Raw genomic sequence first — 19,966 nt, 5'->3', positions numbered from 1 at the left:
GCGGTATTTTTAGAGTGGCGTTTCGATAACGCGTGGAATTTAGGTTTGGGGAGACATTACCTCGGATGAGCGAGCAGTTAACGGACCAGGTCCTGGTTGAACGGGTCCAGAAGGGAGATCAGAAAGCCTTTAACTTACTGGTGGTGCGCTACCAGCATAAGGTGGCGAGCCTGGTTTCCCGCTATGTACCGTCAGGCGATGTGCCTGATGTGGTGCAAGAGTCTTTTATTAAGGCCTATCGCGCGCTGGATTCGTTCCGGGGAGATAGTGCTTTTTATACCTGGCTGTACCGTATTGCGGTCAATACGGCAAAGAATTATCTGGTCGCTCAGGGCCGTCGTCCGCCTTCTAGTGATGTGGACGCAATCGACGCCGAAAACTTCGAAAGTGGCGGCGCATTGAAAGAAATTTCGAACCCTGAGAACTTAATGTTGTCAGAAGAACTGAGACAAATCGTTTTTCGCACGATCGAGTCGCTCCCGGAAGATTTACGCATGGCAATTACGTTACGGGAGCTGGATGGTCTGAGCTATGAAGAGATAGCCGCTATCATGGATTGTCCGGTCGGCACGGTACGTTCAAGAATTTTCCGTGCGCGAGAAGCTATTGATAATAAAGTTCAACCGCTTATCAGGCGTTGACGATAGCGGGATACTGGAAAAGGTATTAGGCATGCAGAAAGAAAAACTTTCCGCTTTAATGGATGGTGAAACGGTGGATAGTGAGCTGCTCAACGAGCTGTCTCATTCTCCCGAAATGCAAGAGACCTGGGAGAGTTACCATCTCATCCGTGACACCCTTCGCGGTGACACCGGCGAGGTTCTCCATTTCGATATCTCAGCCCGCGTTATGGCGGCGATTGAGAATGAGCCTGTTCATCAGACCACTCCGCTGATTCCTGAAGCTCAACCCGCCCCTCACCAGTGGCAGAAAATGCCATTCTGGCAAAAGGTGCGTCCGTGGGCCAGCCAGCTTACCCAAATGGGTGTGGCTGCATGCGTATCGCTTGCAGTTATCGTTGGCGTCCAGCACTATAATACTCAGTCTGAAACTAATCAGCAGCCAGAAGCGCCAGTGTTTAACACACTGCCGATGATGGGCAAAGCCAGCCCGGTAAGCCTGGGCGTACCGGCTGATGCTTCCGCCAGCGGCGGTCAGCAACAGCAGGTTCAGGAGCAGCGCCGTCGCATTAATGCGATGTTGCAGGATTACGAGTTGCAGCGTCGTCTGCACTCTGAACAGCTTCAGTTTGAGCAGGCGCAGACACAGCAAGCTGCTGTGCAGGTGCCCGGAAACCAAACTTTAGGAACGCAATCGCAGTAATGAAGCAACTTTGGTTCGCCATGTCTCTGATGGCGGGTAGCCTGTTCTTCTCTGCCAACGCCTCGGCTGATGTATCATCCGGGGCGTTGTTGCAGCAAATGAATCTGGCCAGCCAGTCACTCAATTACGAGTTGGCATTTATCAGCATCAATAAGCAGGGCGTCGAGTCGTTACGCTATCGCCACGCCCGTCTTGATAACCAGCCGCTCGCCCAGCTTTTACAGATGGATGGCCCGCGTCGGGAAGTTGTCCAGCGTGGTAACGAAATCAGCTATTTCGAGCCCGGCCTGGAGCCTTTCACGCTGAATGGCGACTATATCGTTGATTCTCTGCCGTCACTCATTTACACCGACTTCAAACGGCTGGCCCCTTACTACGATTTTATCTCGGTAGGGCGTACGCGTATTGCGGACAGACTGTGTGAGGTAATCCGCGTTGTCGCCCGGGATGGAACGCGCTACAGCTATATTGTCTGGATCGACGCGGAAACCAAACTCCCCATGCGTGTAGACCTGCTTGACCGTGACGGTGAAACGCTGGAACAGTTCCGCGTTATCTCCTTCAGCGTGAACAATCAGGTTGGCAACAGCATGCAGAATCTGGCTAAGGCCAGCCTGCCGCCGCTGCTTTCCGTTCCGGCAGGCGATTCCGTTAATTTCAACTGGGTACCTGCCTGGATCCCACAAGGGTTTAGCGAAGTGTCCAGCAGCCGTCGTCAACTGCCAACGATTGAAACGCCGGTGGAATCGCGCCTGTATTCCGATGGTTTGTTCAGCTTCTCGGTGAATATCAATCGCGCAACGGCAAACAGCGCCGAACAAATGCTGCGTACCGGGCGCCGTACGGTGAGCACAACGGTACGCGATAACGCAGAGATCACTATTGTGGGTGAACTTCCTCCGCAAACGGCGAAGCGCATCTCCGACAGCATTAAATTCAGGGCCGCACAATGATCAAAGAGTGGGCGACGGTAGTCTCGTGGCAAAACGGCATTGCGCTGGTGAGCTGCGATGTAAAAGCCTCATGCAATAGCTGCGCATCCCGAGCCGGTTGCGGCAGCCGCGTGCTGAATAAGCTCGGGCCGCAAACATCGCACACGATTTCTGTGCCAAGCGAACAGCCGCTGATGGCCGGGCAGAAGGTTGAACTGGGCATCGCGGAAGGCAGTCTGCTCAGCTCCGCCATGCTGGTCTACCTCTCTCCGCTGATCGGGCTGTTTATTATGGGCGGCGTTTTTCAGATGCTGTTTGGCACCGACGGAGCCGCCATGTGCGGTGCCGCATTAGGTGGTCTGGGGGGATTCTGGCTTGCCAAAGGCCTCTCCCCGACGCTTGCCGCGCGCGAGGAGTGGCAGCCTGTCATTCTCAGCGTTGGGCTGGCGCCAGACCAGCTTCGCGTCGAGACGCTCTCTTCTGAGGCCCGGTGATTCATCGGGCTTTATCATTTTTACGTCTTAAAACAGAAAACGTCCTTTCTTCACGCTATACCCGGCGCTAAGTCCATTTCCAGGTAGCGGAGATGTAGTGTAGAATGCTGCGTTTTCGCACTGAAAAACGTCAGGCTAAGAACAGCGGCCTCCAGGAATTCGTAAGGCATAATTATTTAACTATATGAAGAACATACGTAACTTTTCGATCATTGCTCACATTGACCACGGTAAGTCGACGCTGTCTGACCGTATTATCCAGATTTGCGGTGGCCTGTCTGATCGTGAAATGGAAGCCCAGGTTCTGGACTCCATGGACCTGGAACGCGAACGCGGTATCACCATCAAAGCGCAGAGCGTCACGCTGGATTACAAGGCGGCTGATGGCGAAACCTATCAGCTGAACTTTATCGACACCCCAGGCCACGTTGACTTCTCCTATGAGGTTTCACGCTCGCTCGCGGCCTGTGAAGGCGCGCTGCTGGTAGTCGATGCCGGGCAGGGCGTAGAAGCCCAGACCCTGGCAAACTGCTACACCGCGATGGAAATGGACCTCGAAGTTGTGCCGGTTCTGAACAAGATTGACCTGCCAGCCGCCGATCCTGAGCGCGTCGCGGAAGAGATTGAAGATATTGTCGGCATTGACGCGACCGATGCCGTGCGCTGCTCAGCTAAAACCGGTGTCGGCGTGACCGACGTGCTGGAACGTCTGGTGCGTGATATTCCGGCCCCGGAAGGCGATCCGGATGCCCCGCTGCAGGCGCTGATTATCGACTCCTGGTTCGATAACTATCTGGGCGTTGTCTCCCTGGTGCGTATTAAAAACGGCACCATGCGCAAAGGCGACAAAATCAAGGTTATGAGTACCGGACAGGTCTACAATGCTGACCGTCTGGGTATCTTCACGCCAAAACAGGTTGACCGTACCGAGCTGACATGCGGCGAGGTAGGCTGGCTGGTATGCGCCATCAAAGACATCCTCGGTGCACCGGTGGGCGATACTCTGACCGGTGCGCGTAATCCGGCAGAAAAAGCGCTGCCGGGCTTTAAAAAGGTGAAGCCGCAGGTTTACGCGGGCCTGTTCCCGGTTAGCTCTGACGACTATGAAAACTTCCGTGATGCGCTTGGCAAGCTGAGCCTGAACGATGCCTCCCTGTTCTACGAGCCAGAAAGCTCAACGGCGCTGGGCTTCGGCTTCCGCTGCGGCTTCCTCGGCCTGCTGCACATGGAGATCATTCAGGAACGTCTGGAGCGTGAATACGATCTGGACCTGATCACCACCGCGCCGACGGTAGTGTATGAAGTTGAAACCACCTCGAAAGAAGTGATCTACGTCGACAGCCCGTCCAAGCTGCCGCCGCTGAACAATATTCACGAGCTGCGTGAGCCTATTGCCGAATGTCACATGCTGCTGCCGCAGGAATTCCTCGGTAACGTCATTACGCTGTGTATTGAGAAGCGCGGCGTGCAGACCAACATGGTTTACCACGGTAACCAGGTCGCGCTGACCTACGAAATCCCGATGGCGGAAGTGGTACTCGACTTCTTCGACCGTCTGAAGTCCACCTCCCGTGGCTATGCGTCACTGGATTACAACTTCAAACGCTTCCAGGCCTCCAACATGGTGCGTGTGGACGTGCTGATCAACGGCGAGCGTGTGGATGCGCTGGCGCTGATCACCCACAACGACAATGCGCCATACCGTGGTCGCGAGCTGGTTGAGAAGATGAAAGATCTGATCCCGCGTCAGCAGTTCGATATCGCGATTCAGGCTGCCATCGGCAACCACATTATCGCGCGTTCCACCGTGAAACAGCTGCGTAAAAACGTTCTGGCGAAGTGCTATGGCGGTGACGTCAGCCGTAAGAAAAAGCTGCTCCAGAAGCAGAAAGAAGGTAAGAAGCGTATGAAGCAGGTCGGTAACGTCGAGCTGCCGCAGGAAGCATTCCTTGCCATCCTTCATGTTGGTAAAGACGGCAAATAACCCTAAGGAGTTGGCATGGCGAACATGTTTGCCCTGATCCTGGTCATTGCTACCCTGGTGACAGGTCTGCTGTGGTGTCTGGATAAGTTTATCTTCGCCCCTAAACGTCGTGAACGTCAGGCTGCCGCACAGGCAGCCACTGGCGATGGTATTGACGCGAAAACCCTGAAGAAAGTCGGTCCGAAACCGGGCTGGCTGGAAACGGGCGCCTCGGTGTTTCCGGTGCTGGCGATTGTGCTGGTGGTACGTTCGTTTATTTACGAACCGTTCCAGATCCCATCAGGTTCAATGATGCCAACGCTGCTGATTGGTGATTTTATTCTGGTAGAGAAGTTTGCCTACGGCATTAAAGATCCGATCTACCAGAAAACGCTGATCGAAACCGGTCATCCGAAACGTGGCGACATCGTGGTATTCAAATATCCGGAAGATCCGCGCCTGGACTACATCAAGCGTGCGGTAGGTCTGCCGGGTGACAAAGTGACTTACGATCCGGTTGCGAAAGAAGTCACCGTTCAGCCAGGCTGCAGTTCCGGTACCGCATGTGAAAACGCGCTGCCAATCACCTACTCAAACGTCGAGCCAAGTGATTTTGTGCAGACCTTTGCCCGTCATAACGGCGGTGAAGCGACCAGCGGATTCTTCCAGGTACCGAAAGGCGAAACCAAAGATAACGGTATCCGTCTGGTTGAGCGCAAAGAGACGCTGGGCGACGTGACGCACCGGATCCTCACCGTGCCAATCGCGCAGGATCAGCTGGGTATGTACTATCGTCAACCGGGTCAGCAGCTGGCAAGCTGGATTGTACCGCCGGGTCATTACTTCATGATGGGTGACAACCGCGATAATTCTGCGGACAGCCGTTACTGGGGCTTTGTGCCGGAAGCGAATCTGGTGGGTAAAGCGACCGCGATCTGGATGAGTTTTGAGAAGCAGGAAGGCGAATGGCCGACCGGCGTACGCCTGAATCGTATTGGCGGAATCCATTAATTCTCGCTAAATGAACGTGTAGCCGCTAATTAAAGCGGCTACACGAATTATTTCACCGATAAATCTCTTCGAACTAACGACATCCCCTGTCGTTGTGTATAGAATATTCCCCCGAAGTTTAAGGTTGGCCCTGCAAGGGTGCCACGGCACACGAAACCGCGTTGGTTTTCTCAGGTCGGTTTCGTGTGCTGCATTTTTGACGCATTCATTTATTGGTATCGCATGAACCCCATCGTAATTAATCGGCTTCAACGGAAGCTGGGCTACACTTTTCATCATCAGGAGTTGTTGCAACAGGCATTAACCCACCGCAGTGCCAGCAGCAAACATAATGAGCGTCTCGAGTTTTTAGGCGACTCTATTTTAAGTTTCGTGATTGCGAATGCGCTTTATCATCGTTTCCCGCGTGTGGATGAAGGGGATATGAGCCGCATGCGTGCCACGCTGGTTCGGGGTAATACCCTTGCGGAAATCGCGCGCGAATTTGAACTGGGCGAATGTCTGCGTCTTGGGCCGGGTGAACTGAAAAGCGGCGGCTTCCGTCGTGAATCTATTCTTGCCGATACGGTCGAAGCATTAATTGGTGGTGTGTTCCTGGACAGCGATATCCAGACCGTCGAAAAGCTGATCCTGAACTGGTATCAGACCCGTCTGGACGAAATCAGCCCGGGCGATAAACAGAAAGATCCGAAAACGCGCCTGCAGGAATATTTGCAGGGTCGTCATCTGCCGCTGCCATCTTATCTGGTGGTGCAGGTTCGTGGCGAAGCGCACGATCAGGAATTTACCATCCATTGCCAGGTCAGTGGCCTGAGTGAACCGGTGGTGGGCACAGGTTCAAGCCGTCGTAAGGCTGAACAGGCTGCCGCCGAACAGGCGTTAAAAATGCTGGAGCTGGAATGAGCGAAGATAAGACCTATTGCGGATTTATTGCCATCGTCGGACGTCCGAACGTTGGCAAATCTACTCTGCTGAATAATCTGCTTGGGCAGAAGATTTCTATCACCTCGCGTAAGGCGCAGACCACGCGTCACCGCATCGTCGGTATCCATACTGAAGGCGCGTATCAGGCGATCTACGTCGATACCCCGGGCCTGCACATGGAAGAGAAGCGTGCCATCAACCGTCTGATGAACAAGGCGGCGAGCAGCTCGATTGGCGACGTGGAGCTGGTGATTTTCGTTGTGGAAGGCACCCGCTGGACGCCGGACGACGAGATGGTGCTGAACAAGCTGCGCGACGGCAAAACGCCGGTCATCCTCGCCGTCAACAAAGTTGACAACGTGCAGGAAAAGGCCGATCTGCTGCCGCATCTGCAGTGGCTCGGTAGCCAGATGAACTTCCTTGATATCGTCCCGCTGTCTGCAGAGACGGGGCTGAACGTGGACACCATCGCGGGCATCGTGCGTAAGCATCTCCCGGAAGCGATTCACCACTTCCCTGAAGAGTACATCACCGATCGTTCTCAGCGCTTTATGGCGTCTGAAATCATCCGTGAAAAGCTGATGCGTTTCCTGGGTGCTGAACTGCCGTACTCTGTGACGGTGGAGATCGAGCGTTTCCAGAGCAACGAGCGTGGCGGCTACGACATCAACGGCCTGATCCTCGTTGAGCGCGAAGGGCAGAAGAAGATGGTGATCGGCAACAAAGGCGCCAAGATCAAAACCATCGGCATTGAAGCCCGTAAGGACATGCAGGAGATGTTCGAAGCGCCGGTTCACCTCGAACTGTGGGTGAAAGTGAAATCTGGCTGGGCCGATGATGAGCGTGCTCTGCGCAGCCTCGGTTACGGCGAAGACCAGTAACTCAAGACGACGAGCATATGGATGGATGGCAGCGCGCCTTTGTCCTGCATAGTCGTCCCTGGAGCGAAACCAGCCTGATGCTGGACGTCTTCACGGAAGAGTCGGGCCGCGTGCGCCTTGTTGCGAAAGGCGCACGTTCCAAACGTTCTACCCTGAAAGGTGCCTTACAGCCTTTCACGCCGCTGCTGGTACGTTTTGGTGGGCGAGGGGAAGTTAAAACCCTGCGCAGCGCCGAAGCCGTCTCCCTGGCGCTTCCTCTCTCGGGCATCACGCTCTACAGCGGTCTGTATGTCAATGAACTCATCTCTCGCGTTCTTGAACATGAGACGCGCTTCTCTGAACTTTTCTTTGATTATCTGCACTGTATCCAGGCGCTGGCTGGCGCAACCGGCACGCCCGAGCCTGCGCTGCGGCGTTTTGAACTGGCGCTGCTTGGCCATCTTGGGTACGGGGTCGATTTTCTGCACTGTGCGGGCAGCGGTGACGAAGTGGAAGACACCATGACCTACCGCTACCGCGAAGAAAAGGGCTTTATTGCCAGCATCGTGATCGACAACAGCACCTTTACCGGGCGCCAGCTCCGGGCGCTGTATGAGCGCGAGTTTCCCGATCAGGATACCCTGCGCGCAGCAAAACGCTTTACCCGGATTGCCCTCAAGCCGTATCTTGGCGGCAAGCCCTTAAAGAGCCGCGAATTATTCAGGCAGTTTGTGCCGAAACGTTAGACTACAGAATCGAAAAGAAAACCGAGGATTGTCATGGCTGAATTACTGTTAGGCGTCAACATCGATCACATCGCCACGCTGCGTAATGCGCGCGGCACGGCGTATCCCGATCCGGTTCAGGCGGCGTTTATCGCTGAACAGGCTGGCGCCGACGGCATTACCGTTCATCTGCGTGAAGACCGTCGCCACATCACCGACCGCGACGTACGCATTCTGCGCCAGACGCTGGATACCCGTATGAATCTGGAGATGGCGGTTACCGAAGAGATGCTGGCGATTGCCTGTGAGACCCAGCCGCACTTCTGCTGCCTGGTGCCGGAAAAACGCCAGGAAGTGACGACCGAAGGCGGCCTGGATGTGGCCGGTCAGCTCGACAAAATGCGCGATGCCTGCAAGCGCCTGGCGGATGCCGGTATCCTGGTTTCGCTGTTTATTGACGCCGATTTCACCCAGATTAAAGCGGCAGCCGACGTGGGCGCGCCGTATATCGAAATTCACACCGGCTGCTATGCCGATGCCAAAAATGATGAAGAGCAGGCGAAAGAGCTGGAGCGTATTGCCAAAGCGGCTACCTACGCGGCGAGCCTGGGTCTGAAGGTCAATGCCGGTCACGGCCTGACCTACCATAACGTGAAGCCCATTGCCGCCATCCCGGAAATGCACGAGCTGAACATCGGTCACGCGATTATTGGCCGTGCGGTGATGAGCGGCCTGAAAGAGGCGGTCTCAGAAATGAAACGCCTGATGCAGGAAGCGCGTCAGTAATGGCCATTCTGGGCTTAGGCACTGATATCGTTGAAATAGCCCGCATTGAAGCGGTGATCGCCCGCAGCGGCGATCGCCTCGCAAGACGCGTGCTGAGCGATAACGAATGGGCCATCTGGGAAGCGCATCAGCAGCCTGTGCGTTTCCTGGCGAAGCGCTTTGCGGTAAAAGAGGCGGCCGCCAAAGCCTTCGGAACCGGCATTCGTAACGGTCTGGCGTTCAACCAGTTTGAAGTGTTTAACGATGAGCTGGGTAAGCCAAGCCTGCGCTTATGGGGCGAGGCGCAAAAGCTGGCCGAGAAGCTGGGCGTGAATCACGTGCACGTGACGATCGCGGATGAGCGTCACTATGCCAGCGCAACGGTGATCATCGAAAGTTAAAGTTTGTCCGCGTGGTGCATCAGGACAAACTTATCCCACAGCTGCTCTTCGCTCTCGACGTGTGCCGGATCCTTCAGGATGGTATTGGGGATCGGGCACACTTTCTGACAGGTCGGCGTTTCATAGTGGCCGATGCATTCGGTGCAGCGGTCGCTGTTAATCTCATAAATGCTGTCGCCCATCGAAATGGCCTGGTTCGGGCATTCGGGCTCGCACATATCGCAATTAATGCATTTTTTGGTAATTAACAGCGCCATCAGGAAATTCTCAGAAACAACACAAACTGGGCGGGCATTATACGCGTCAAACCAGTTTCTTTACCAGTTCTTCGCTGTGGCGAATGCGCTCGGGCGCACGCTCCAGATCCTGCTGCACCAGCGCCATAAACAGCAGGTCCGTCAGCATCATTTGTGCACTGGTGGACGAGATAGCCGCGCTGCGCGTGGCCTGCTCCTCGGCAATGGTATATAAACAGCGCGTGGCCCGCTGCTGCAGGGCATTCGGCGTAAAACCGGTGATCGCCAGAATTTTACCGCCGACGCGCAGGACTTCATCGGTGGCCATGTTGATCTCGCGGCGCTCGCCGGAATAGGAGATCGCCAGCAGCAGATCGTCAGGATCCATCGCCTGTACGGTCGCCAGCAGGGCGTGCATATCCTGCTCGACGATGGCGTTAAGGCCAATTTTTGTCAGCTTCCAGCCAAAGTTACGCGCCACAAGTCCGGACGCGCCGATGCCGGTCAGAATGATTCGCCGCGCGCCGCGCAGCATCGCCACGCTCTCCAGCAGCTTCTCTTCCGTATTCACATCAAGCGTCGCATGCATGGCCGCCACGTTCTCTTTGATCAGCTTTTCGCCGACCAGCCGCATCGGATCGTCTCCGCGGATCTGATTATGCACTGGCATGGACTGCGGATTGGGGTTACTGACCAGCGCTTCACTGATCGCCAGCTTGAGGGCGGGGAATCCCTTAAAGCCAATCTTCTGCGCAAATTTCACCACGCTGGACTGGCTCACGCCGGCTTCACTCGCCAACTGCTGCGAACTGAGATGGCGCGCGTGATCGGGTTGAGAAAGCAGAAAATCCGCCAGCTTCTTGTCGCTTTGGGCAAAGCCTGCGTAGCGCTGGCGAATGCGAATTAAACAGTTCATACGGTCTCCTGGCGAAAATGTGATTATCTGCGCAAATACGGATTTTGCTCGCCTGAATGAATTTTATATTCCATTATAGTGTGATTATTATGAATTAAAAATTCTTGAGGTAAAAAAATGAATCTTGGCTCACTTGTTTCTGAAACGCGTAACCCGCAAACCATGGATCTGGATGCGCTCTCCACCCTGGAGCTGGTTAACCGCTTTAATCAACAGGATACGCTGGTCGCGCAGGCAGTGAAAGAGACATTACCTGAGGTGGCGAAAGCGGTGGATGCGGCGGCGGAAGCCCTCAAGGCCGGTGGACGCATTATTTACATGGGGGCGGGGACCAGCGGGCGTCTTGGGGTCCTGGACGCGTCAGAATGTCCGCCCACCTTTGGAGTGCCGCATGGTCTGGTGGTTGGGCTGATTGCTGGTGGACCCGGTGCGCTGCTGAAGGCCGTTGAAGGGGCGGAGGATAACAAACAGCTGGGCGAGGATGACCTGAAGGCGCTGAATCTGACGGCGAAGGATCTGGTGGTCGGGCTGGCGGCATCCGGGCGCACGCCGTACGTGATTGGCGGGCTGGAATACGCTAACCAGACCGGCTGCACGACGGTCGCCATCTCCTGTAACCCAGGCTCACCGATTGCACAGGTGGCCGCTATCGCTATCTCTCCGGTGGTCGGGCCGGAAGCGCTCACCGGCTCCACGCGCCTGAAATCCGGGACCGCGCAAAAGCTGGTGCTCAATATGATCTCCACCGGCGCGATGGTGAAGTTCGGCAAGGTGTATCAGAACCTGATGGTGGATATGCAGGCCACCAACGTCAAGCTGGTGGACAGAGCCTGCCGCATGGTGATGGAGGCGACGGGCGCAGGCCGTGAAGAGGCGGAAGCGGTGCTCAAACAGACCGATCACGATGTTAAGCCTGCCATTCTGATGATCTTAAGCGGGCTGGATGCGGCGAGCGCGAGAGCCAAACTCGATGCGCATAACGGCTTCTTACGGGCGGCATTAGAAAACTAACAGAGGCGTGTATGGACAAAACAGCAGCGCTCGCCAGCGGTATCCTGCAGGGGATCGGTGGGGAAAAAAATATTCAGCGTCTCGAAAACTGCATGACGCGCGTACGCGTCGAGGTGCATAACGACGACCAGCTTGACGTGCCACGTCTGAAGCAACTGTCCGGGGTCAGCGGCTACGTGAAACAGGGTCAGCAGCATCAGCTGATTGTCGGCCCGGGGAAAGCGGCGCAGGTTGTCGATGCCATGCGGGCGCTGATGGGCGTTAGCGCGAGCGTGTCGATTGACGATGCTGAGCGCACCAAAGCGCAGGTGAAGGCCAAATATAAAGCCCCGATGAGCGACGCGCTGCGACAGCTCGCAAACGTCTTTATTCCGCTGATCCCGGCGTTTATTGCTTCGGGCCTGATCACCGGGATCATCAATATCCTCAAGCGACCGGATATTGTGGGGGATTTCGCCACGCAGTATCCGAACCTACTGGGGATTCTTGGGATCTTCGGCAGCGCGGTGTTCGCCATCATGAACATTCTGGTCGGGGTCAATACCGCGAAGGTGTTTGGCGGATCGCTGGCGATGGGCGGGGTGATGGCGGGCATCTTGTCCAGCCCGCAGCTGGCGCAGATCACGCTGTTTGGTGAGGCGCTTCAGCCGGGCCGCGGCGGGGTGATCGCGGTGCTGCTGGTGGTCATCCTGATGTGCTGGATCGAGAAACGGCTGCGCGCGGTTCTGCCAGGCTCGATTGAGCTGATTCTCAACCCGCTGCTGACTACGCTGATTACCGGTAGCGTAGCGATTGTCGCCCTCCAGCCGTTAGGCGGGTGGATCTCTGAAGCCATCGCCCACGGTGCGTCGCTGGCGATTGACCGCGGCGGCCTGTTAGTGGGCGCGGTGCTGTCGGGTACTTTCCTGCCGCTGGTGCTGACCGGGCTGCATCAGGGTCTGGTGCCGATCCACGTCGAGCTGGTGCAGGCGCATGGCTATAATGCGCTGCTGCCTATCCTGTCGATGGCGGGGGTAGGGCAGGTCGGCGCGGCAATTGCGGTACTGATGAAAACCCGCAACGCGCGTCTGAAAAAGGTGATTAAAGGCGCACTCCCGGTCGGCCTGCTCGGTATTGGCGAGCCGCTGATTTTTGGCGTCACGCTGCCGCTGGGTAAACCGTTCCTCGCGGCCTGTCTGGGCGGCGCAGTAGGCGGGGCGCTGATCAGCTACTGGAAGGTCGCAACCGTTATTACCTTTGGCATTTCGGGTTTACCGCTGGCATTAACCATCGTGACCGGAAAAGTGATGCTCTATCTGTTAGGCTATTTAGTAGCGGTGATCGCCGGGTTCCTGTTTACCTGGCTATTAGGATTCAACGACCCAGAGGAGTAAGGTTTGGCAAATCACGCGCGTCGCGTTGTCTTTTTCGACCTGGATGGCACGCTGCATCAGCAGGATATGTTTGGTACGTTTATGCGTTACCTGCTGCGGCGTCTACCTCTGAATGCGCTGCTCGTGCTACCGCTCTTACCGGCGATCGGTATCGCGCTGCTGGTGAAAGGCCGTGCGGCGCGATGGCCGATGAGCCTGCTGCTGTGGGGATGTACGTTTGGGCACAGCGAAGCGCGGCTTAAGCAGCTGGAGCAGGATTTTGCGCACTGGTTTCGCGGCCACGTTGCCGCCTTTCCGGTGGTGCAGGCGCGCCTTACCGGCTATCTCGACGCGAACGATGCCGACATCTGGCTGATTACCGGCTCCCCGCAGACGCTGGTGGAGCAAGTCTATTTTGATACCCCCTGGCTACCGCGCGTGAATCTTATCGCCACGCAAATTGCCCGCGGCTACGGCGGTTGGGTACTGACGATGCGCTGCCTGGGGCATGAAAAAGTGGTCCAGCTGGAGAAACGCATCGGTACGCCGCTGCGCCTGTACAGCGGCTACAGCGACAGTAAACAGGACAACCCGCTGCTCTATTTTTGCCAGCACCGCTGGCGCGTTACGCCATCAGGTGAACTCCAGCAACTCGAATAGTCTTATCCATAATCGGCGTGTATAATGCCGCCCGCTTTTCGACTGGAGTATCAACCGTTGTCCAACCCTGAACTCGACCATGAATACTGGATGCGCCATGCGCTGACGCTGGCTCAGCGTGCCTGGGACGAGGGCGAAGTGCCCGTGGGCGCCGTGCTGGTCCACAATAACCAGGTGATTGGTGAAGGATGGAACCGCCCCATTGGTCGCCACGATCCTACCGCGCACGCCGAAATCATGGCGCTTCGTCAGGGCGGTCTGGTGCTGCAAAACTATCGCCTGCTTGATACCACGCTGTATGTGACGCTTGAGCCATGCGTGATGTGTTCCGGGGCGATGGTACACAGCCGGATCGGGACTTTAGTCTTCGGTGCGCGGGATGAAAAAACCGGCGCGGCCGGTTCACTGATGGACGTGCTGGGTCACCCGGGGATGAACCACCAGGTGAAGACTATCGGCGGGGTGCTTGCACCAGAGTGTTCGGGGCTATTAAGCGATTTCTTTCGAATGCGCCGTCAGCAGAAAAAGCAGCAAAAGGCAGAATTGAAGCCGTCGGCCGATTAAGCTCGTCCGGCGCCACGACAGGGTAGCTTTGGGCCAGCTGTTTGGCCTCTGTCGCCTCTTTCTCTTTCTCCAGCAGATACCCGACCAGGCTAATCTGATATTTACGGATATTTTCCACGTAGGCGTAGGCTTCATGCCCGCGCGCGTAGCCGTACGTCAGCTTGTTATACCATGGCTTCTGGCTCAGCAGCGGCAGCCGCTGCTTTACGTCTGACCAGCTGTCCGGGTTGCCTTTCGTTTTTGCCGTCAGCGCTCGCGCATCCAGCATATGCGCATAGCCCATATTGTAGGCCGCCAGCGCGAACCAGATCCGCTCCTCTTCCGGCACCGTTTCCGGGACTTTGGCCATCATATCCTGCAGGTAGCGCGCGCCGCCGCTGATGCTCTGTTCCGCATCGGTACGGTCATTGACGCCCAGGCTCAGCGCGGTATTTTTGGTTAACATCATCAAACCACGTACGCCAGTCGGAGACGTGGCCTGGGTATCCCAGTGGGATTCCTGATACGAAATAGCCGCCAGCAGTTTCCAGTCAATTTCCTGGGCGTATTTTTCGAACAGCGGCTGCAGGTCCGGCAGGACGCTGTCTACCGCACGCAGGAAGCTGCGGGTGTCAACGTAGTCAAAGTCATCACCATGCCCGAGGTACTTCTCCTCCAGGCGCGCCAGCGTACCGTCTTCATTCATGGTGTTGAAGAAATCGAGCATCGCGGCAGAGAGGGTCTGATCGTCATCGAGCTGAGTAAACCAGGTCACAGGCTGCTCGTCGGTGACGTCCAGCGCCACGGCGATTTCAGGATGCACCCGCTGGAACAGGCTGATCGCGACCGAATCGGCGATGGTGTAGGGGACTTTCTGATCTTTTACCTGCTCCAGCAGCTCCGTCGTGCCGAGTTTCGCATCCACTGTCCAGCTCAGGTCCGGATATTTCTTCTCCTTGAGCTCACGCAGATCGTCAATTACCACGTGACCGGGGGCAATCGTCAGCTGCCGATCGTTAATCGAGGCCAGCGAGCGCGGGCGCAGACTCCCGACGCGATAAACCAGCTGCTGCGAAACGGAGTAGTAGGTCGGGCCTGGCTGGTAGTTTTTGCTGCGCTCGCTGTTATACACCAGCCCGGCGGCAAGCATATCGGCATCGTCGTTATCGAGGTCATCAAACAGCTGGTTGATATTCTGGCGGACGGTGATTTTTAGCTTCACGCCAAGATAATCGGCGAACTGTTGTGCCAGTTCATAATCCAGACCAATGATTTTGCCGTTGATGTCGCTGTAAATCAGCGGAGAGTTAAGGGTACTGACGCGCAATTCCCCCCGCTCCTGAATGGCGGCGATACGGTTTTCGGCTTTGCCGATCCAGGGGAGGGAAGGCCAGAGGGCCACTGCCAGCAGCAACGTTACAATGCCGATGAGCAGATAATTAATCTTTAATTTTTTCAATTAGTTAATTCTCTGCGACGCCGGTTGCCTCAGTCTGCTGTAGCCATGTTAACAATAAGGTTTGCCATTGAATGAGCGGCATTTTGCGTAAACTTGCGCCACTTGGCAACCAATTAGAGAGACAGGTCACATCTATTGTTAAATCTCTTCGTCAATTTTATTTCGACGCAAACGGTTTCGTCGGCGCTCAGGATTCTCTATAATGACGCCCGTTTTCCCCCCTTGCGCACACTGTAAGCGCCCCGGCGCTTCGAAGACGAGAGACTTATGATGGAAATTCTGCGTGGTTCGCCTGCACTGTCTGCCTTCCGTATTACCAAACTGCTGGCACGTTTTCAGGCGGCCGACCTTCCGGTAAGCAATATTTACGCTGAGTATGTCCATTTTGCTGACCTGAATGCCCCCCTGAATGCAGAGGAGCGCGTACAGCTGGAACGCCTGCTCAAGTATGGCCAAAGCCTCAGCAGCCATACGCCAACCGGCAAACTGATCCTTGCGACGCCGCGTCCGGGCACCATCTCCCCCTGGTCTTCCAAAGCCACCGACATCGCCCACAACTGTGGCCTGAGCCAGATTAACCGTCTGGAGCGCGGCGTGGCGTACTACGTGGAAGCCTCTACCCTGAGCGACGCGCAGTGGCAGGCGGTTGCGGCTGAACTGCACGACCGCATGATGGAGAGCGTGTTTGCCTCTCTCGATGACGCGCAGAAGCTTTTCTCCCACCATCAGCCTGCGCCGGTACAGAGCGTGGATCTGCTGGGGCAGGGCCGTCAGGCACTGATTGACGCCAACCTGCGTCTCGGCCTGGCGCTGGCAGAAGACGAAATCGACTACCTGCAGGATGCGTTCGTTAAGCTCAACCGTAACCCGAACGACATCGAGCTCTATATGTTCGCGCAGGCGAACTCTGAGCACTGCCGTCACAAGATTTTCAATGCCGACTGGATTATTGACGGCGAACAGCAGCCAAAGTCGCTGTTCAAAATGATCAAAAACACCATGGAGCAAACCCCTGACCACGTGCTGTCTGCCTATAAAGACAACGCCGCGGTGATGGAAGGTTCCGAGGTGGGCCGCTTCTTCGCCGATCGCGAAGCAGGGCGCTATGACTTCCATCAGGAGCCCGCGCATATCCTGATGAAGGTTGAAACCCACAACCACCCGACCGCGATCTCCCCGTGGCCGGGTGCGGCGACCGGCTCCGGCGGTGAAATCCGTGACGAAGGGGCGACCGGTCGTGGTGCAAAACCCAAAGCGGGTCTGGTCGGTTTCTCCGTCTCCAACCTGCGTATCCCGGGCTTTGAACAGCCGTGGGAAGAAGACTTCGGCAAGCCAGAGCGCATTGTGACCGCGCTGGATATCATGACCGAAGGCCCGCTGGGCGGCGCGGCGTTTAACAACGAATTTGGTCGTCCGGCGCTGAACGGTTACTTCCGTACCTATGAAGAGAAAGTGGACAGCCACAACGGCGAAGAGCTGCGCGGCTACCACAAACCGATCATGCTGGCGGGCGGGATCGGCAACATCCGTGCCGATCACGTGCAGAAAGGCGAGATCGTCGTCGGCGCGAAGCTGATCGTGCTCGGCGGCCCGGCGATGAACATCGGTCTGGGCGGCGGTGCGGCCTCTTCGATGGCCTCCGGCCAGTCGGATGCGGATCTCGACTTCGCGTCCGTGCAGCGTGACAACCCTGAGATGGAGCGTCGCTGCCAGGAAGTGATCGACCGCTGCTGGCAGCTGGGCGATGCTAACCCGATCCTCTTTATCCACGACGTGGGCGCGGGCGGTCTGTCCAACGCCATGCCGGAGCTGGTGAGCGACGGCGGTCGCGGTGGCCGTTTCAACCTGCGCGATATCCTGAGCGATGAGCCGGGCATGAGCCCACTGGAAATCTGGTGTAACGAATCCCAGGAGCGCTACGTGCTGGCCGTTGCGGCGGATCAGCTGCCGCTGTTTGACGAGCTGTGCCGCCGCGAGCGCGCGCCGTATGCCGTCATCGGTGAAGCGACCGAAGAGCAGCACCTGACTCTGAGCGACACCCATTTCGACAACCAGCCGATCGATCTGCCGCTCGACGTTCTGCTCGGTAAAACACCGAAGATGACCCGCGACGTGCAGACCCGTAAAGCGGCGGGCAAAGCGCTGGATCGCCAGGGCATTACCGTGGCTGAAGCCGTTAATCGCGTGCTGCACCTGCCAGCTGTTGCTGAGAAAACCTTCCTGGTGACCATCGGCGACCGTACCGTGACCGGTATGGTATCCCGCGATCAGATGGTTGGCCCGTGGCAGATCCCGGTGGCGAACTGCGCCGTGACCACCGCGAGCCTCGACAGCTACTACGGCGAAGCGATGGCGCTGGGTGAACGCACCCCGGTCGCGCTGCTGGACTTCGCGGCCTCTGCCCGTCTGGCGGTCGGTGAAGCGCTGACCAACATTGCCGCCACGCAGATTGGCGACATCAAACGTATCAAGCTCTCCGCAAACTGGATGGCCGCTGCCGGTCACCCAGGCGAAGACGCGGGCCTGTATGAAGCCGTGAAGGCGGTGGGTGAGGAGCTGTGTCCTGCCCTCGGACTGACCATTCCGGTGGGCAAAGACTCCATGTCGATGAAAACCCGCTGGCAGGAAGGTAACGAGCAGCGCGAGATGACCTCCCCGCTGTCGCTGGTGATCACCGCGTTTGCCCGCGTGGAAGACGTGCGTCACACCGTTACGCCGCAGCTGGCGACCGAAGATAACGCCCTGCTGCTGATTGACCTGGGTAAAGGCCACAACGCGCTGGGCGCCACCGCGCTGGCGCAGGTTTACCGTCAGCTTGGCGATAAGCCAGCCGACGTGCGCGACGTGGCACAGCTGAAAGGCTTCTACGACGCCATCCAGGCGCTGGTGGCGCAGCGTAAGCTGCTGGCCTACCACGACCGTTCCGACGGCGGCCTGCTGGTGACCCTGGCAGAGATGGCCTTCACCGGCCACTGTGGGGTTGAAGCCAACATCGCTACGTTGGGTGAAGATCGTCTGGCGGCGCTGTTTAACGAAGAGCTGGGCGCCGTGATTCAGGTGCGTGCGGCAGATCGCGACGCGGTTGAAGCGATTCTGGCGCAGCACGGTCTGGCTGACTGCGTGCACTATCTGGGTAAAGCCGTTCAGGGCGATCGCTTCGTCATTGAAGCTGACGGTCACGCCGTGTTCAGCGAAAGCCGCACCACGCTGCGCATGTGGTGGGCGGAAACCACCTGGCAGATGCAGCGCCTGCGTGATAACCCGGAATGTGCCGATCAGGAGCACAACGCGAAGGCCAATGACCAGGATCCAGGCCTGAACGTGAAGCTCTCCTTCGACATCAACGAAGACATCGCCGCGCCGTACATTGCGACCGGTGCGCGTCCGAAAGTGGCCGTGCTGCGCGAGCAGGGCGTTAACTCCCACGTTGAGATGGCTGCCGCCTTCCACCGCGCGGGCTTTGACGCTATCGACGTTCATATGAGCGACCTGCTGGCCGGACGTACCGGTCTGGAAGATTTCCAGGCGCTGGTGGCGTGCGGTGGTTTCTCCTACGGTGACGTGCTGGGTGCGGGAGAGGGCTGGGCGAAATCTATCCTCTTCAACAGCCGCGTGCGCGACGAGTTCGAAACCTTCTTCCATCGTCCGCAGACCCTGGCGCTGGGCGTGTGTAATGGCTGCCAGATGATGTCTAACCTGCGCGAGCTGATCCCGGGCAGCGAAGCCTGGCCGCGCTTTGTGCGTAACCAGTCTGACCGCTTCGAAGCGCGCTTTAGCCTGGTGGAAGTGACCCAGAGCCCGTCTCTGCTGCTGCAGGGAATGGTCGGGTCGCAGATGCCAATCGCGGTGTCCCATGGCGAAGGTCAGGTCGAAGTGCGTGATGCCGCGCATCTGGCTCAGCTGGAGAGCAAAGGTCTGGTAGCGCTGCGCTTTGTCGATAACTTCGGCAAGGTCACCGAAACCTACCCGGCCAACCCGAACGGTTCGGTGAACGGTATTACTGCGGTAACCAGCGAAAGCGGTCGTGCAACCATCATGATGCCGCATCCTGAACGTGTGTTCCGTACCGTGAGCAATTCCTGGCACCCGGAAAACTGGGGCGAGGACAGCCCGTGGATGCGTATCTTCCGCAACGCGCGTAAGCAGCTGGGTTAAGTTTCAGCGTCCTGACTGTAGGCCCGGTGAGCGCGAGCGCCACCGGGCTTTTTTGTATCTGTCGCAAAATCGCGACAACCCTTTGGTTTGAGTGTCTCCAAAAGGAGACATTTAACTTATTGATTTATATGTGGCAGGAAAGGTTCCCGTTAAGGTGTTGCTGAACAGCGACACTTAGCCTGAAAATCATTCAACCGATAACGAACGGTTTAAGCGAGTAAAAATTATATATTTCA

General features: G+C 57.0%; 19 protein-coding genes. 16 read left to right on the top strand and 3 right to left on the bottom strand.

Going from position 1 to position 19,966, the window contains the following annotated elements:
- The first annotated feature begins 65 nt into the window (after positions 1-65).
- The 11 genes from rpoE (at position 66) to acpS (ending at position 9,398) form a co-directional block, all read left to right on the top strand.
- A complete protein-coding gene (gene rpoE / locus KGP25_RS17910; protein ID WP_006176728.1) occupies positions 66-641 on the top strand; it encodes an RNA polymerase sigma factor RpoE in 576 nt (191 codons plus the stop codon).
- Between the two features lie 31 nt (positions 642-672).
- On the top strand, positions 673-1,323 hold the full coding sequence (gene rseA / locus KGP25_RS17905) for an anti-sigma-E factor RseA (RefSeq protein WP_008502186.1): 651 nt from the start codon (positions 673-675) through the stop codon (positions 1,321-1,323).
- Complete coding sequence (gene rseB, locus KGP25_RS17900; RefSeq protein WP_023308851.1) at positions 1,323-2,276, top strand: sigma-E factor regulatory protein RseB; 954 nt, start codon at positions 1,323-1,325, stop codon at positions 2,274-2,276. Before rseA ends, rseB begins: the two co-directional genes overlap by 1 nt.
- Entirely contained in the window at positions 2,273-2,749 is a 477-nt protein-coding gene (gene rseC / locus KGP25_RS17895) for a SoxR-reducing system protein RseC (RefSeq protein WP_032653064.1), read from the top strand. Before rseB ends, rseC begins: the two co-directional genes overlap by 4 nt.
- Positions 2,750-2,933: 184 nt before the next feature.
- Positions 2,934-4,733 (top strand): translation elongation factor 4, encoded by a 1,800-nt coding sequence (gene lepA / locus KGP25_RS17890; protein WP_008502183.1) that lies wholly within the window; start codon positions 2,934-2,936, stop codon positions 4,731-4,733.
- A gap of 15 nt (positions 4,734-4,748) precedes the next feature.
- Positions 4,749-5,723 (top strand): signal peptidase I, encoded by a 975-nt coding sequence (lepB, locus tag KGP25_RS17885; protein ID WP_045908532.1) that lies wholly within the window; start codon positions 4,749-4,751, stop codon positions 5,721-5,723.
- A gap of 222 nt (positions 5,724-5,945) precedes the next feature.
- Positions 5,946-6,626 carry a ribonuclease III gene (gene rnc / locus KGP25_RS17880; RefSeq protein WP_003860711.1) on the top strand — a complete coding sequence of 227 codons (681 nt, stop codon included), beginning with the start codon at positions 5,946-5,948 and terminating at the stop codon, positions 6,624-6,626.
- On the top strand, positions 6,623-7,528 hold the full coding sequence (gene era / locus KGP25_RS17875) for a GTPase Era (RefSeq protein ID WP_069719826.1): 906 nt from the start codon (positions 6,623-6,625) through the stop codon (positions 7,526-7,528). Before rnc ends, era begins: the two co-directional genes overlap by 4 nt.
- A gap of 17 nt (positions 7,529-7,545) precedes the next feature.
- Positions 7,546-8,253, top strand: coding sequence for a DNA repair protein RecO (recO, locus tag KGP25_RS17870; protein ID WP_196346717.1), 708 nt, complete (start codon positions 7,546-7,548; stop codon positions 8,251-8,253).
- A gap of 33 nt (positions 8,254-8,286) precedes the next feature.
- Positions 8,287-9,018, top strand: coding sequence for a pyridoxine 5'-phosphate synthase (pdxJ, locus tag KGP25_RS17865; RefSeq protein WP_045908533.1), 732 nt, complete (start codon positions 8,287-8,289; stop codon positions 9,016-9,018).
- A complete protein-coding gene (gene acpS / locus KGP25_RS17860) occupies positions 9,018-9,398 on the top strand; it encodes a holo-ACP synthase (protein WP_008502178.1) in 381 nt (126 codons plus the stop codon). The genes pdxJ and acpS overlap by 1 nt, the downstream gene beginning before the upstream one ends.
- Here acpS and KGP25_RS17855 read toward each other — a convergent pair.
- Both KGP25_RS17855 and KGP25_RS17850 read right to left on the bottom strand, forming a co-directional pair.
- Positions 9,395-9,655, bottom strand: coding sequence for a YfhL family 4Fe-4S dicluster ferredoxin (locus KGP25_RS17855; protein ID WP_008502177.1), 261 nt, complete (start codon positions 9,653-9,655; stop codon positions 9,395-9,397). The genes acpS and KGP25_RS17855 overlap by 4 nt on opposite strands.
- Positions 9,656-9,701: 46 nt before the next feature.
- Complete coding sequence (locus KGP25_RS17850) at positions 9,702-10,550, bottom strand: MurR/RpiR family transcriptional regulator (RefSeq protein ID WP_045908534.1); 849 nt, start codon at positions 10,548-10,550, stop codon at positions 9,702-9,704.
- 117 nt (positions 10,551-10,667) lie between these two features.
- Here KGP25_RS17850 and murQ point away from each other — a divergent pair, with 117 nt between their 5' ends.
- The 4 genes from murQ to tadA are packed head-to-tail and all read left to right on the top strand — an operon-like array spanning position 10,668 to position 14,137.
- Complete coding sequence (gene murQ, locus KGP25_RS17845; RefSeq protein WP_045908535.1) at positions 10,668-11,561, top strand: N-acetylmuramic acid 6-phosphate etherase; 894 nt, start codon at positions 10,668-10,670, stop codon at positions 11,559-11,561.
- An 11-nt stretch (positions 11,562-11,572) separates the two neighbouring features.
- Positions 11,573-12,934 carry a PTS transporter subunit EIIC gene (locus KGP25_RS17840; RefSeq protein WP_045908536.1) on the top strand — a complete coding sequence of 454 codons (1,362 nt, stop codon included), beginning with the start codon at positions 11,573-11,575 and terminating at the stop codon, positions 12,932-12,934.
- 3 nt (positions 12,935-12,937) lie between these two features.
- Complete coding sequence (yfhb, locus tag KGP25_RS17835; protein ID WP_045908537.1) at positions 12,938-13,573, top strand: phosphatidylglycerophosphatase C; 636 nt, start codon at positions 12,938-12,940, stop codon at positions 13,571-13,573.
- Between the two features lie 24 nt (positions 13,574-13,597).
- Positions 13,598-14,137 carry a tRNA adenosine(34) deaminase TadA gene (gene tadA, locus KGP25_RS17830; protein WP_045908538.1) on the top strand — a complete coding sequence of 180 codons (540 nt, stop codon included), beginning with the start codon at positions 13,598-13,600 and terminating at the stop codon, positions 14,135-14,137.
- Here the strand turns inward: tadA and mltF are convergent.
- Positions 14,025-15,575 carry a membrane-bound lytic murein transglycosylase MltF gene (gene mltF / locus KGP25_RS17825; RefSeq protein ID WP_048029578.1) on the bottom strand — a complete coding sequence of 517 codons (1,551 nt, stop codon included), beginning with the start codon at positions 15,573-15,575 and terminating at the stop codon, positions 14,025-14,027. The two genes, tadA and mltF, sit on opposite strands and share 113 nt — an antisense overlap.
- Before the next feature lie 267 nt (positions 15,576-15,842).
- Between mltF and purL the strand changes: the two genes are divergently transcribed.
- Positions 15,843-19,730 (top strand): phosphoribosylformylglycinamidine synthase, encoded by a 3,888-nt coding sequence (gene purL, locus KGP25_RS17820; protein WP_223539400.1) that lies wholly within the window; start codon positions 15,843-15,845, stop codon positions 19,728-19,730.
- Positions 19,731-19,966 lie beyond the last annotated feature (236 nt).

The sequence above is a fragment of the Enterobacter sp. JBIWA003 genome (assembly GCF_019968825.1).
In the GTDB taxonomy this organism is placed as follows: Bacteria; Pseudomonadota; Gammaproteobacteria; order Enterobacterales; family Enterobacteriaceae; genus Enterobacter; species Enterobacter quasiroggenkampii.
This window is presented reverse-complemented; position numbering and strand designations above follow the sequence as displayed.